The organism is Sphingomonas sp. BL-S-30 (assembly GCF_055521475.1).
On the sequence record NZ_CM145481.1, the window covers coordinates 1271652 to 1286146 of the forward strand.

Here is a 14495-nt window from a genome sequence, read left to right on the forward strand (position 1 = left end):
CATGCGCCATCGCGTAGGCGGCCGTAAGCTTCAGCGGACCTCGGCCCACCGCACCGCCCTGTTCCGCAACATGTCGGCGTCGCTCATCAAGCATGAGCAGATCCTGACCACGACCGCCAAGGCGAAGGAACTTCGCCCCTATGTCGAGAAGCTGATCACGCTCGCCAAGAAGGGCGGCCTTTCGAACCGCCGCCTGGCGCATGCCCGTCTGCTCGACGATGCGCAGCTGGTGAAGCTGTTCGACGTCCTGGCGTCGCGCTACGCCGATCGCAACGGTGGCTATACCCGCATCATCAAGGCCGGCATCCGCGCCTCGGACGCATCGCCGATGGCGATCATCGAGTTCGTCGATCGCGACGTCAGCGCCAAGGGCCAGGATTCGGGCCCGGTGCAGACCGACGAGGATTACGATCAGGCCGCGTAAATTTAATTCCTCCCCGAGCTTGCTCGGGGAGGATCAGTTGAGAAAGGAGTCGCACCTGATACGGTGCGGCTCCTTTTTTCTTGTCCGGAAGCCCTTGATGCGTCGCGCCTTGCCGCTGATCTTGTCCCTTCTCGCCACTCCCGCCGCCGCTCAGACCAAGGCCCCCAGCATGATCTATCCCCAGACGACCCGTGGCGACACGGTGGACGAGCAGTTCGGCGTGAAGGTCGCCGATCCCTATCGCTGGCTCGAGAATGACGTGCGCACCGATACGGCGGTGGCCAAATGGGTCGCCGACGAGAATGCGGTGACCAACGCCTATCTCGCAAGCCTGCCGGGGCGCGACATCTTCGCTGCACGCATGAAGCAGCTGCTCGATTATGAGCGGTTCGGCGTGCCGGTGAAGAAGGGTGGGCGCTATTTCTACATGCGCAACAGCGGCCTGCAGAACCAGGCGGTGCTGTACGTCCGCGACTCCCTCGATGGTGCCGGCCGGGTCCTGATCGACCCGAATGCCTGGGCAAAGGACGGCGCGACCGCGCTCGGCGAATGGGTCCCGTCCGAGGATGGCACGCACATCCTTTATTCGGTGCAGGACGGCGGGACCGACTGGCGCACGGTGAAGATCCTCGACGTCGCGACCGGCGCCATTGCCGTCGACACGGTCGAATGGGTCAAATTCTCCAACCTGTCCTGGGCGAAGGACGGCTCCGGCTTCTATTATTCGCGCTTCGCCGCGCCGGCGGAGGGCGCCAAGTTCCAGGCGTTGAACGAGAACCAGCAGGTCTATTTCCACAAGCTCGGCGCTGCCCAGTCGGCGGACCGGCTGATCTACGCCACGCCCGATGCGCCGAAGCGCGGGCATGGTGCCCAGGTGACCGAGGACGGCAAATGGCTGGTCATCACCACCACCGAAGGCACTGACAATCGTTACGAGATCACCATCCTCGACCTGACCGATCCGGCAGCGACGCCGCGCACGATCGTAAAGGGGCTGGAGAATGAATGGTCGCTCGCCGGCAATGTGGGCGCGACCTTCTACTGGACGACAGACAAGAATGCGCCGCGCCTGCGCATCGTCTCGATGGACGTGCGCCAGGCCGCGCCCGCGATCCATGAAGTGGTGCCGGAGGACAAGGCAGTGCTGGAGGGTGCCGGGATCGTCGGCGGCAAGCTGGTCGCCTCCTATCTGGTCGATGTGAAGTCGGAGCTGCGGCGCTACGCCCTGGACGGCACGCCTGACGGCGTCGTCGCGCTCCCCGGCATCGGCAGCGTTGCCGGCACCAGTGGTGCTGCGGACGATGACGAGCTGTTCTACGCCTTCACCAGTTTCGCGACGCCCACCACCATCTATCGCTACGACCTGAAGACAGGTGCCGCGACGCCCTGGGCCAAACCCAAGGTGGCGTTCGATCCCGGCCTGTATGACGTGTCACAGCGCTTCTACGCATCGAAGGACGGCACGAAGGTCCCGATGTTCATCGTCCGCCGCAAGGATTCGCCGGCCGGCCCGGCGCCGACGTTGCTCTACGCCTATGGCGGCTTCAACGTGTCGATGAACCCGGCCTTTTCCGCGACCCGGATCGCCTGGCTCGAGCAGGGCGGGGTGCTCGCGGTCGCCAATATCCGCGGCGGCGGCGAGTACGGCAAGGCATGGCACGATGGCGGACGCCTCGCGCACAAGCAGAATGTGTTCGACGACTTCATTGCGGCCGGCGAGGACCTGATCGCGCAAGGCCTGACCTCGAAGGACAAGCTTGCCATCCAGGGCGGCTCGAACGGTGGCCTGCTGGTCGGCGCGGTGGTCAATCAGCGCCCCGATCTCTTCGCCGCGGCGCTGCCGCAGGTCGGCGTGATGGACATGCTGCGCTTCGATCGCTTCACGGCGGGCCGTTACTGGGTCGACGATTATGGCTACCCCTCGAAGGAAGCCGATTTCCGCGTGCTCCGCGCTTATTCGCCCTATCACAATATCGGGGAAGGGCAGGATTACCCGGCGATCATGGTGACGACCGCCGACACCGACGACCGCGTCGTTCCCGGGCACAGCTTCAAATACACCGCCGCGCTCCAGGCCGCGCGGATCGGGCCCAAGCCCCATCTAATCCGCATCGAGACGCGCGCCGGCCATGGTTCCGGCAAACCGACCGACAAGGTGATCGCCGAGGCCGCCGACAGCTGGGCCTTCGCCGCGGCCTGGACCGGCATGACGGTGAAGGCGACGCGCTAGAGTAGCTTGCATTAAATCAGAGCCACCACCACCCGTTCGTCCTGAGTAGCCATCGAGTAGCCGCGCAGCGGCGTATCGAGAGGGCGTATCGAAGGACAGGTTTCGCGCGACAACCTGTCCTTCGATACGGGCTCTCGATACGCCTTCGGCTACTCGATCCCTACTCAGGACGAACGGATCAGATTTAACGCTCGCCGCGCTAAAGCGGGAAGCGCGACCTCTCTCCCACAGCACAGCAGAGCGCTTCACCGGCGAAGCAAAAGGAGGACGCGGAGTTGCATTTGCGCCACCTTCCAGTCGTTCGACGGCTTTCGCGTGTCCCATATTAGGCGCTGGTCGGCGTCGAGGGCTATTCCATAATCTATTGATATACAACGATTATTATCAAATCTAACGCCATCAGGCAGGAGATATGGGACATCCTAGGTGTCCCATATCTCCCGCATTTCTCGTCGGCAGTGATTCAACCATGATCCAGCATCTGGCATGTCACGCCTCGCCGGACCTGGATCGGCGCGCTCTTTCCGATTGTCGAACCATTGCCAGGCTGCAGCTTGGAGATGACGAGAGCGGCTAGAGTAGCTTGCATTAAATCGCGGCCACCAACACCCGTTCGTCCTGAGTAGCCATCGAGGTGCCGCGTAGCGGCGTATCGAGAGGGCGTATCGAAGGACAGGCTCCGCGCGACCACCTGTCCTTCAATACGGGCTCTCGATACGCCTTCGGCTGCTCCATCCCAAAGGATCAGATTTACCGCTCGCCGCTCTAGCGATCCGCTCCGATCATCTGCTCGTCGACCCAGATGCGCACGCTGTGCCGGTCGTGCGCGCCGTAAACGCGGATGATGGTGCCCGCCGGCGGCACGATCTCGCGGCCGAACGGCACGAACAGCGCGGCCCAGTTCGACATGGTCTCCGGCTTCGGCCGGTTCTCATAGCTGCTCTTCGCGTCCACCTTCAGGCGGATCCACTGGATCACGCCGTTGATGTAATTGCCGTCGGCGACCAGGTCGATGCTGCGCTGCTCGTGCGGCCAGGGGCCGCCGGTGGTGAAATCGAAATCGAACAGATCGGCGGGTTCGCCGCGCAGTTCGATTCCGCGATCGCCGACCTTCAGCCGCAGGGGGCGCTGCTCCAGCCGGTTGAACGGCCGCATGTCGAACCCGGCGACATCCTCCATCCCGTCGCGCCCATAGCCGTCCCAGTCGGCCAGCGAGACGACGATCTGCCCGGCCTCGGGGATCATCTTGCCGCCCGGCGCCAGCAGCCGCTCGACAGCGTCCGCCATGGTCGGCAGCACGTCCTCGGACAGCAGATTGTTGGAGACGATTTCGGAGACGATCAGCGTCGCCTTGCCGCCGAGATCCTCGGGTCCGATCGCGGTCGATGGCGCCGACAGGACGCGCACCCGGTCGGCATAGCCGTTCAGCGCCACGATCTCGGTTGCGGCGTCGGCGATCGCCGGGTTCATCTCGCAGCTCGTCACGGAGGCTGCTCCGGCCCGCGCGGCCATCATGGCGAGCAGTCCGGTCCCGGCGCCGATATCCAGCACGCGGCTCTCCGGCGTCACCGCACGCTTGATCGCTGCCTCGAACGCTCTGTTGCGGGCCTCGTCGAGCACCATGTAGAAATGCCATCCGGGCACGCCGCCCGCGATCAGCTCGCCGGTGCTGCTCGCGACATCGGCATCGTCGGGCGCGAGCGCCTGCGCCTCGCGCGCCAGTGCATAGACGCGCGGACCCAGGCCGATCCGGCTCGCGGTCATCGCCAGATCGGCGAGTTGCCGCCCGTCGCCCTGCGCCGCCGCCACTCGATCTTCGAACCCGGCTCGCGCCATATCGTCCAGCTTGCCGTCATCCGTCATCCGCGGCCCCTCGCACGTTGCGGGGCCGCTGTCCAAACAAGCGGTTCATCGACGGGACAGCACGACTCACCTATCGATACGTCATCGAATCGAAAGGGACGGGACATGACGATTTTCGGCAAGGCAGTCGCGGCCACCGCGCTGGTGGCGATGAGCCTCACTTCAGTTCCCGCCCAGGCGGAGCACCATGGTTCGCGGCATCGTGGCGATCACGACAAGATCGACGGTGGCGACGTGCTGCTCGGCGCGGTTCTCGCCGGCGGCCTGTTCGCGATCCTGTCGGGCGTCGGCAAGAAGAAGGCGGCCGAGGAAGTCGAGCCGACGCCCGTCATCGGGCCGGAGGAAGGCAACCGCACCGTCTCGGTCGCGCGCTCCGACGAGGAAGCCGCGGTCGACGCCTGCGTCTCCTCGGCCGAATCGGAAGGGCGCCGCTACGCCCGCGTCGCCAAGATCGACAAGGTGACGATCGTCGATGCGGTCGCGTCCGACTGGATCATCCGCGGCACGCTCGGCCTGCGCGAGGATTATCGCGACACTGCGTCCGAGCACCGCGACTTCACCTGCCGCGTCGGCGAGCGCGGCGTGGAGCAGGTCACGATCGACGGCCCGGCGGTCGCGGCGAACTAAACGCCGCGCTACTGCCTCGGCGGGGCTTCCCCCCCGGGCCGCATCTGCTATCTGGCCGCATGACACAGCCCAGCGACTCGATCCTCATCGTCGATTTCGGCAGCCAGGTGACTCAGCTCATCGCGCGCCGCGTGCGTGAAGCGGGGGTCTATAGCGAGATTGCCCCCTTCAATTCCGCCGCCGAGGCCTTTGCCCGGATGCAGCCCAAGGGCGTGATCCTGTCGGGCAGCCCGGCCTCCGTGCTGGAAGAGGGCAGCCCGCGTATCCCGCAGGAGATCCTCGACAGCGGCTTGCCGATCATGGGCATCTGCTACGGCCAGCAGGTCCTGATGGCGCAGCTCGGCGGCACCGTCACCCTGGGCGACAGCGGTGAGTTCGGTAGCGCCGTGATCGAGGTGACCGACGCTTGCGCGCTGTTCGACGGCCTGTGGAGCGAGGGCGAGAACCACCAGGTCTGGATGAGCCATGGCGACAAGGTCACCGCGCTCGCCCCGGGCTTCCGTCCCGTCGCCGCCAGCAAGGGCGCGCCCTATGCGATCATCGCCGATGACGAGCGTCACTATTACGCGATGCAGTTCCACCCCGAGGTGGTGCACACCCCCGACGGCGCGAAGCTGATCGCGAACTTCGCCCGCCATGTCTGCGGCCTGTCCGGCGAATGGACCATGGCGGAATTCCGCGCTGCCAAGATCGCCGATATCCGCGCGCAGGTCGGCAAGGGCAAGGTGATCTGCGGCCTGTCCGGCGGCGTCGATTCGGCGGTCGCCGCGGTGCTGATCCACGAGGCGATCGGCGAGCAGCTGACCTGCGTGTTCGTCGATCACGGCCTGATGCGCTCGGGCGAGGCGGACCAGGTCGTCACCCTGTTCCGCAACCATTACAACATCCCGCTGGTCCATGTGAACGCGGAGGCGCAGTTCCTGGGCGGTCTTGCCGGCCTCACTGATCCGGAAAAGAAGCGCAAGTTCATCGGCGGCGCGTTCATCGACCTGTTCGAGGAGGAAGCGCGCAAGATCGGCGGCGCGGATTTCCTCGCCCAGGGCACGCTCTATCCCGATGTGATCGAAAGCGTCAGCTTTACCGGCGGCCCTTCCGTGACGATCAAGAGCCACCACAATGTCGGCGGCCTGCCCGAACGCATGAACATGAAGCTGGTCGAGCCGCTGCGCGAACTGTTCAAGGACGAAGTCCGCGCGCTCGGCCGCGAGCTCGGCCTGCCGGAGATCTTCGTCGGGCGGCACCCGTTCCCCGGCCCCGGCCTCGCCATCCGCATCCCCGGCGAGGTCACCAAGGAACGCTGCGACATCTTGCGCAAGGCCGACGCCATCTATCTCGAGGAAATCCGCAACGCGGGCCTCTATGACGCGATCTGGCAGGCCTTTGCGGTGCTGCTGCCGGTGCGCAGCGTCGGCGTGATGGGCGACGGCCGCACCTATGACAATGTGCTGGCGCTCAGGGCGGTCACCTCGACCGACGGCATGACCGCGGTCGCCTTCCAGTTCCCCGGTGACTTCCTCCCCCGTGTCGCGACGCGCATCGTGAACGAAGTGAAGGGCATCAACCGCGTGACCTATGACTACACGTCGAAGCCGCCGGGCACGATCGAGTGGGAATGATTTAGGCCCCTCCAGAGGGGCCTGGGACTACGCCAGAATGCGACCTAAGCACCTGATTAAAAATCAGTTCTGCACAGAGACATTCGACGACAATCCGAGAGTAGCGCTCGGCATTGACGGGCGCGCTGACGGTGCCACCTGCTAGTCCTCCCCAAAACCGCCGATACCGTCAGGGGTACGACAGCCCCTCTCGCGCGCGGTCCGCCGGCACACCAAGCATCGGACTTTCCAGGACGGGAACAAGACCATCGTCCTGTGACCGAGGCCGAGCATCCCGCTCCTTGGGCGCCGGTGTACCGCTGGTGCGTTAGCCTAGCCTGTTTTTGATGATCTCGCCGCTGCGCATGATCAGGTCCAGGTTGCGACCATTGGCGGTGAGGAGGCCTATGTCGGTCAATGGATCGCCGTCGACCACGATCAGGTCAGCGTACGCGCCGGGTCGAACACAGCCGAGTTTGCCTTCCTCCATGAGAATCTCCGCCCCCACCGACGTAGCCTGGCGCAGCATTTCGAGCGGCGTGAACACCTCGGCGCGCAACTCGAACTCGCGGCACTGCTGGTCGTAGGTGGGGCCCATCAGATCGGTGCCGTATCCCATTTTCACGCCGGCGTTGCGCATGTGGTCGAGCCCGGCGATGGCCATTTCATGCGCGACCTTGAACTTCTCCAGATTCTCCGGCGGCGTGCCGAGGCGAGCGCCGACCTCCATCGTCGCGAAGATCACCGCCATCGTCGGCACGACATAGGCGCCCTTTGTTGCGACATAGTCGGCGGTTCCGGCGTCGATCAGCGTGGCATGCTCGATACAGCGGACGCCATAGTCGATTGAACGACGGATCGCGCTGACGGGGTGGCAGTGCGAGGCGACATAGGTGCGCCGTTCCGTGCATTCCCTGACGATCGTGCGGATTTCGTCCTCGCAGAACTGGTTCATCCAGATCGGATCGGTGGGGGACATCACGCCGCCCGATCCCATGATCTTGATGCAATGGGCGCCGCGGCGCAGTTCCTCGCGCGTCGCCTTCAGGCACTCGTCGACGCCGTCAACGATCACGCCGGCAAAGTTCATCGATCCGCATGAGCAATAGCCATGCGTGTGCCGGGATTCGCCGGGCAAACGCATGTCGGCATGGCCGCCGGTCATCGACAGGACCTTGCCAGCGTAGAAGAATCTCGGGCTCCGGATCAGGCCGTCGGCAATCGCGGACGCGAGGCTGTAATCTCCGCCGCCGATATCCCGCACGGTCGTGAAGCCGCAGTCGAGCGCATGGCCGAGCATCCTGGCAGCATGCGCGGTGCGGTAGGGCGCGTCCCGCCGATCGACCACCTGCGTGTTGAGATCGGAAAAATAGGCATGGATATGCAGGTCGATCAGCCCGGGCATCAGGGTCTTGCCGTCGATGTCGATGCGATGCGCGTCCTCAGACTTGACGGGACGATCGGTTATTTCGCGGATCATGTCGTTTTCGATCACGACGGACATCCCCTCGGCACAATCCGCCGAGGCGCCATCGAAAATCCGCGCGTTCTCAAGGACGATCTGCGTCACGAGTGCTTCCTTCAGAGCCTGTCGACGGCAGCTTCGAGCCAACGGACAAACCCCTCCGCGGAGCTGCGAAAGACCGCCAGTTCATAGCAATCCGCCTCGTCGAGGCGCCGGATGACGACGTCCAGATACGCGATGGCGGTGAACGCGACGGAGCCGGCCGGGAATGCCGAGTCATCCAGATCGACGGACGCCCCGCGCTGCAACAATGTGCGCGCACCGGGCCCCTCGATCCGGAAGATGCGATAGGCGCTGCTTTGATCGGATACGCTGGCGACGCCGGCGAGACGCGTCTGCAAGTCACCGACCCAACCAGTAGTTTCCCCATCGCGCTCCCGGTGCGCCAGCCAGGTTCCCGGCCCGCTGCCGATCATCACCAGCGATCCGCAGTCGATCCACTTCGAGCCGAGCGGCAGATCGGCTGCCAGCACGTCGCTTATCATCGCCGCGCTTGCGCCACGACGCGCAAGGATCGCCGCCATGGAGAAGTCCCGCTTCTCCGTAATTCGTACGGCATCACCCACGGGCACGCGCTCCCCCGGCATCGAAGAACACGGGATCGCAGACCTCCGCTTCCACGGTCATGCTGCGCAAGGGATCGTGCGCGACGATCCGTTCGCCATGTCGGTCCCGTCCGCGTGCGAGAAGCGCAAGGGCGATGCCGTGGCCGAGCGTCGGCGAATGGGCGACTGAGGTGACATGCCCCTCGACATTCGCAGCCGTCGCGAGGTGCCCGGCTGGGATCAGGCGCGCGCCACTGACGAAAGCCTGGCTTCGATCGACAGGCATCAGTCCGACCAGCGCGGGGCGTTCGGGGTCCACAAGGGCAGGGCGGCCCGAAAGGGGGCGGCCGATATAGTCCTTCCTGGTGGACATCATCCGAGCCACGCCCAGATCCTTGGCCGTGGTTTGCCCGTTCAGCTCGGGGCCCGCCACATGTCCTTTCTCGATCCGCATCACACCGAGCGCCTCGGTGCCGTAGGGCGTGATGCCATGTCGCTCCCCCAACTCGAAAAGCCGGCGTATCAAGGCATCGCCCGCGTTTGCCGGCACGCAGAGTTCGTAGGCAAGCTCGCCGGAAAAAGAGAGCCGGAACAGTCGCGCCGCCATTCCTTCCCATAGGAGTTCCGCGGCTGCCATCGGCGGGAATGACTGGTTGGAGACGTCGAACCCGGGCAACATATCCGCTACCAGCGCGCGTGACGCGGGCCCGGCGATGGAGAAGCTCGCCCATTGCTCGGTCACCGAGATCACCTGGACGTCGAGCTCCGGCCACAGCACCTGCCGCGCATAGTCGATATGCTGCATGACCCGGCCGGCATTCACGGTCGTCGTCGTCAGATAATAGCGGTCCGTCGCAAAGCGGGTCGTCGTACCATCGTCGAAGACGAACCCGTCCTCGCGCAGCATCAGGCCGTAACGCGCGCGCCCGATGGCCAGGGTCGAGAAGGTGCCGGTGTACAGCCGGTCGAGAAGCGTTCCTGCATCGGGTCCGTGGATGTCGATCTTGCCAAGGGTCGAGACGTCGCAAACCCCAACGCCGGTCCTGGTCAGCCGTACCTCGCGATCGACCGTCTCGCGCCAGTTCTTGTCACCAGGCTTCGGAAACCACTGCGCGCGCTTCCACAAAGCCGCATCCGTGAAGACGGCGCCTTGTTCGGTCGCCCAGTGATGGCTGGGGGTAAGGCGCTCCGGCCTGAAATCGCGACCGCGGTGATGGCCCGCGAGCACACCGATGGCGACCGGCTGCCACGGAGGGCGGGACAAGATCGTGCCGGTCTCGGCCAGCGATCTGCCGGTCGCCCGGGCGAGAAGCGCATGGCCGTTGACGCCGCTGGTCTTTCCCTGATCGGTGGCCATGCCAAGCGTGGTGTACCGCTTCAGATGCTCGACGGAGGTGAAGCCTTCCTGGACGGCAAGGTCGAGATCCTTGTCGGTCACGTCGTTCTGAAAATCGACGAACGCCTTTCCGCGGCGCTCGGGGATGTACCATAGCGGCCGGGCGGAGCATGGATCGTCGCTCGCCGCCAGATTGGGCATTGCGGGAATTGTGCGGCCCAGCGCACGGGCTGCTTCGATGCCGCTCGACCAGCCGTCGCGCACGGCCTCGCCGAGCGAATATCGCCCGTTCGCGGCGCCGGCTACCCGGAGCCCCGGCGGCCCCTTTTCCAGCACGAACGTGTCCAGCGCTTCCGACCAGACCGGCCGCGAGCCCAGGTTCGAACCAAGCCCGATGGCCGGATTCCAGCCGCCCGCCATCGCCAGGAGATCGGTGCGGATTCGATGCCGCGTGTTACCGGCGTACAGATCGACCGAACGAAGCGGTGCGCCATGGGCATCGCCGATGCGTGCCCCGAGATAGGTGGGAACCTGTCGGGACACCGGCGCGCGCGCTGCCGCCGGAACCGCGTCGCGGGCATCCGCGATCGCCGCGATCTCGGCGCCGGCGGCGATCAGGTCGGCAGCCGTGCGCCAGCCGCTGTCCCCGGTCGTGAAAACCACCGCGCGCTTGCCCGGAAGCGCCGCGAAGCGGTTGATATAGGTCGATACCGCGGAGGCCAGCATAACGCCTGGCCGATCATTTCCCCCGAAGACGAGCGGCCGTTCGATGGCACCCGACGCGAGAACCGCTTCGCGCGTGACGATCTTCCACAGTCGCTGCCGGGGCTGACCGGCTTCCGGCCGCGCGCGGTGATCGGCCAGCCGTTCGACCGCGATATATTCCCGGCCGTCATAGGCGCCCACTATCGTGGTGCGATTGAGGATCCGGACGTTCGGCATCGCTTCGAGTTCACGGGCAGTCTCACCAGCCCATAAGCTGCCTGGCATGTCGGCGATCAGATGCTGCTCCGACAGCAGGCGGCCGCCAAGCTGAAAGTCCTCGTTTGCGAGGATCACGCGTATGCCGGATCGCGCCGCGGCCAGCGCGGCGGCCAGTCCTGCCGGTCCGCCGCCAATAACCAGCAGATCGCAAAAGCCATGCTCGCGATCATAATGATCGGGATCCGGAAGCGCGGAAAGTTGCCCAAGGCCAGCCGCGCGTCGGATCAACGGTTCGTAGACACGCTCCCAGAAGGCGGCCGGCCACATGAAGGTCTTGTAGTAGAATCCGGCGACCAGCAGCGGCGCGATCGCCTGGTTGAGCGCCAGCATATCGAAGCGGAGGCTGGGCCAGCGGTTCTGGCTTTTCGCCTGCAGGCCATCGAACAATTCGACCAGCGTCGCCCGGGTGTTGGGCTCGGCGAACGCCCCTTCACGCAGGGTCACCAGCGCGTTGGGCTCTTCCGAGCCGGCGGACAGCAATCCTCTCGGCCGGTGATATTTGAAAGACCGGCCTACCAGTTTCACGCCATTGGCCACCAATGCCGAAGCCAGCGTGTCGCCCGCGAAACCGGAAAGGTCGCGTCCGTCAAAGGTGAAGTTCAGGGCACGCGACCGATCCAGCTGCCCGCCATTGGGAAGACGGCTCACCAGCCGCATTCCCGTGCAAGAACGGACGATTCGATCTCGTGCGAGAGCGTATTGCGCCGCACCCTCAGCCACTGGCGGCAGCCGTGGAGATGATACCAATGCTCGTCCATCGACCCTGCGACGTTGTCGCGCAGATAGACATAATCCACGAACGCTTCGGTATCCGACGAGAGGGGTCGGCTTGGCCTGGCATCCCCTCGATAGACGAACTCGCCGGAATCGCGCGGGCCGCAATAAGGACAATCGATACGCATATCTTCGCCCGTCTCAGTGAAGGTTGGGTTGGGCGCCTTCGCCCTTTTCGTTGATGAGCGCGCCGGTCGCGAAGCGGTCGAGGCGATAGGCCGACGCCAGCGCGTGGGACGAACCGGTCGCGAGAAGATGGGCGAAGCACCACCCGCTCGCGGGCGTCGCCTTGAACCCGCCATAGCACCAGCCGGCATTCAGGAAGAGATTGGACACCGGCGTCGTATCGATGATCGGCGAACCGTCCATCGACATGTCCATGATTCCGCCCCAGCTGCGCAGAATGCGTGCGCGTCCGATCATCGGCATGAGCGCCATGCCGCTCTCGCAGACATCTTCCACGGTGGTCATCTGCCCGCGCTGGGCATAGCTGTTATAGCCGTCGAGATTGCCGCCGAATACCAGCCCGCCCTTGTCCGACTGGCTGATATAGAAGTGCCCAGCTCCATAGGTGATGACACCCGGAATGACGGGTTTGAGGCCTTCGGAGACGAAAGCCTGCAGCACATGGCTTTCGATCGGGAGCTTCAGGCCGGCCAGTGCGGCTACCCTCGAGCTGTTGCCGGCAACGGCAAGGCCGATGCGTCCGGCCCCGATCCGGCCGCGGCTCGTTTCCAGTGCAACTGCCGCGCCCGACGCGTCGCGTTCGACCCCGAGCACTTCGCACTCCTGGATGATATCGACTCCGAGCGCCGAAGCAGCCCTGGCATAGCCCCAGGCGACCGCGTCGTGGCGGACCGTTCCGCCGCGAGGCTGCAACAGGCCGCCCATGATGGGAAAACGCGCATTTTCGAAATCCAGGAACGGCGCCATTCGGCGGACCCGATCGCGATCGAGCAATTCCGCATCCACGCCGTGCAACCGCATCGCATTGCCGCGCCGGACGGCCTCGTCCCGCTGGGAGTCATTATGGAAGAGGTTCAGGACGCCGCGCTGGCTTACCATGACGTTATAGTTAAGGTCCTGCTCGAGCTTTTCCCAAAGCCGGAGCGACCATTCGTAAAACGGGATATTGCCATCCAACAGATAGTTGGACCGGATAATCGTCGTGTTTCGGCCAACATTGCCGCCGCCGATCCAGCCTTTTTCGAGCACCGCGATACGCTTGATGCCGTGGTTCTTCGCCAGATAATAAGCAGTGGCGAGACCGTGCCCGCCGCCACCCACCACGACGATGTCATACTCGGATTGGACGGGGCGGTCGGCCCAGACTCGGGTCCAGCCACGATGCCTGCCGAGGGACTGCGTTATCAGGCTCGACCAAGAATAGCGCATTTCCCTCCTCATCCCCGCTGGTTGCTTCTGACCCATCTTTGATCTTATCGACGAACCGGTGATGCACAGCAGCGACAAAGCCGGGTCCAGCGGCGACACTTTGGGTCAGCGAGATCGTCCGATGCGTGTGGGGTTTCTCTTGATCGAGGACTTCGCGCTGATGTCCTATGCGTCGCTCATCGAGCCGTTTCGCGCAGCAAATCGCCTGTCGGGACGCGCGCTATATGAGTGGTCGCATTATTCGATCGACGGCCAGCCCGTCCGGCCTTCGACGGACGTCGCCATGCAGGTCGACGGGATCGTCGACGGCACTCTGAATGTCGACATGCTGCTCGTCTGTGCCGGCGGCAATCCGGCGTTGTTCGACCATCGCCCTACCTTTGCCGTTCTTCGCCGGCTCGCCGCGCGCGGAGTCGTCGTCGGCGGTGTCTCTGGGGGGGGCTATCTGCTTGCTCGAGCGGGGATATTGGGCGGGCATCGCTGCACGATCCATTGGGAACATGAGCCGGCATTCGTCGAAGAATTCCCGAACCTCGCGTTCGAGCGTGGTTTGTTCGTCATCGACAGGACCCGCATCACCTGTGCCGGCGGAACCGCCGGCCTCGATCTTGTCACGGAATTGATTGCCGACGCGCACGGCCCGGAACTGGCCCAGCTTGTCAGCGACTGGTTCATTCGAACTCAGAAACGACCTGCCGAGGGCGCGCAAAGGGCAGCCATCAGCCAGCGCTATCGGGTGTCGCATCCAGGACTGGTCACTGCCCTCGAAGCGATGGAAGCCCATATCGAAGAGCCGCTTGAACGCGATGCGCTGGCGTCGGTCGCGGGCCTTTCGCTGCGTCAACTCGAGAGGTTGTTCAAAACCCACATGCGCACCTCCATCCGGGAGCATTATCTGCGGATCAGGCTCGACAAGGCGATGCGGCTTCTGCGGGAGACGGATTTGTCGAGAGTGATGATCGCCATTGCCTGCGGATTTACCAGCACCAGCCATTTCTCGCGCAGCTTCCGGAAGCGTTTCGCGATATCGCCCGGCAAAATACGCACCCTGCGCTAGCGGCGAGTATAGACTAACCCTCGATGTCGCTTATGGGCGCACTTCTGTCGCCCGCAGTCACTCCGGCGCTCTTTGCGAATGTATCCATGATCCACCGGCCTCGGCACCAACCGAACACGGACACGGTAATCGGGGATCAT

Annotated in this window: 11 protein-coding genes; 5 read left to right on the forward strand and 6 right to left on the reverse strand. The window is 64.5% G+C overall.

Features of this window, described 5'->3' with window-relative positions; all coding sequences use genetic code 11:
* Position 1 precedes the first annotated feature (1 nt).
* Complete coding sequence (gene rplQ / locus ACZ1I5_RS05940) at positions 2–424, forward strand: 50S ribosomal protein L17 (protein WP_465172791.1); 423 nt, start codon at positions 2–4, stop codon at positions 422–424.
* Positions 425–521: 97 nt separating this feature from the next.
* Entirely contained in the window at positions 522–2654 is a 2133-nt protein-coding gene (locus ACZ1I5_RS05945; RefSeq protein ID WP_465172792.1) for a prolyl oligopeptidase family serine peptidase, read from the forward strand.
* Positions 2655–3419: 765 nt separating this feature from the next.
* Here ACZ1I5_RS05945 and ACZ1I5_RS05950 read toward each other — a convergent pair.
* Positions 3420–4517, reverse strand: coding sequence for a 50S ribosomal protein L11 methyltransferase (locus tag ACZ1I5_RS05950; protein ID WP_465172793.1), 1098 nt, complete (start codon positions 4515–4517; stop codon positions 3420–3422).
* Between the two features lie 105 nt (positions 4518–4622).
* Here ACZ1I5_RS05950 and ACZ1I5_RS05955 point away from each other — a divergent pair, with 105 nt between their 5' ends.
* On the forward strand, positions 4623–5144 hold the full coding sequence (locus ACZ1I5_RS05955; protein WP_465172794.1) for a hypothetical protein: 522 nt from the start codon (positions 4623–4625) through the stop codon (positions 5142–5144).
* 59 nt (positions 5145–5203) lie between these two features.
* Positions 5204–6760, forward strand: a complete 1557-nt coding sequence (guaA, locus tag ACZ1I5_RS05960) for a glutamine-hydrolyzing GMP synthase (RefSeq protein ID WP_465172795.1) — start codon at positions 5204–5206, stop codon at positions 6758–6760.
* Positions 6761–7067: 307 nt separating this feature from the next.
* Here guaA and ACZ1I5_RS05965 read toward each other — a convergent pair whose 3' ends face one another.
* From ACZ1I5_RS05965 to ACZ1I5_RS05985, 5 genes are read right to left on the reverse strand one after another with little or no spacing between them, the layout of a single operon-like run.
* Positions 7068–8309 (reverse strand): metal-dependent hydrolase family protein, encoded by a 1242-nt coding sequence (locus tag ACZ1I5_RS05965; RefSeq protein ID WP_465172796.1) that lies wholly within the window; start codon positions 8307–8309, stop codon positions 7068–7070.
* Between the two features lie 11 nt (positions 8310–8320).
* Complete coding sequence (locus ACZ1I5_RS05970; RefSeq protein ID WP_465172797.1) at positions 8321–8788, reverse strand: sarcosine oxidase subunit gamma; 468 nt, start codon at positions 8786–8788, stop codon at positions 8321–8323.
* Positions 8789–8822: 34 nt separating this feature from the next.
* Complete coding sequence (locus ACZ1I5_RS05975; RefSeq protein WP_465172798.1) at positions 8823–11786, reverse strand: sarcosine oxidase subunit alpha family protein; 2964 nt, start codon at positions 11784–11786, stop codon at positions 8823–8825.
* Positions 11774–12031 carry a sarcosine oxidase subunit delta gene (locus tag ACZ1I5_RS05980; protein WP_465172799.1) on the reverse strand — a complete coding sequence of 86 codons (258 nt, stop codon included), beginning with the start codon at positions 12029–12031 and terminating at the stop codon, positions 11774–11776. The genes ACZ1I5_RS05975 and ACZ1I5_RS05980 overlap by 13 nt, the downstream gene beginning before the upstream one ends.
* A 13-nt stretch (positions 12032–12044) precedes the next feature.
* Positions 12045–13298 (reverse strand): sarcosine oxidase subunit beta family protein, encoded by a 1254-nt coding sequence (locus ACZ1I5_RS05985; protein WP_465173902.1) that lies wholly within the window; start codon positions 13296–13298, stop codon positions 12045–12047.
* A 121-nt stretch (positions 13299–13419) separates the two neighbouring features.
* Between ACZ1I5_RS05985 and ACZ1I5_RS05990 the strand changes: the two genes are divergently transcribed.
* A complete protein-coding gene (locus tag ACZ1I5_RS05990; protein ID WP_465173903.1) occupies positions 13420–14355 on the forward strand; it encodes a GlxA family transcriptional regulator in 936 nt (311 codons plus the stop codon).
* Positions 14356–14495 lie beyond the last annotated feature (140 nt).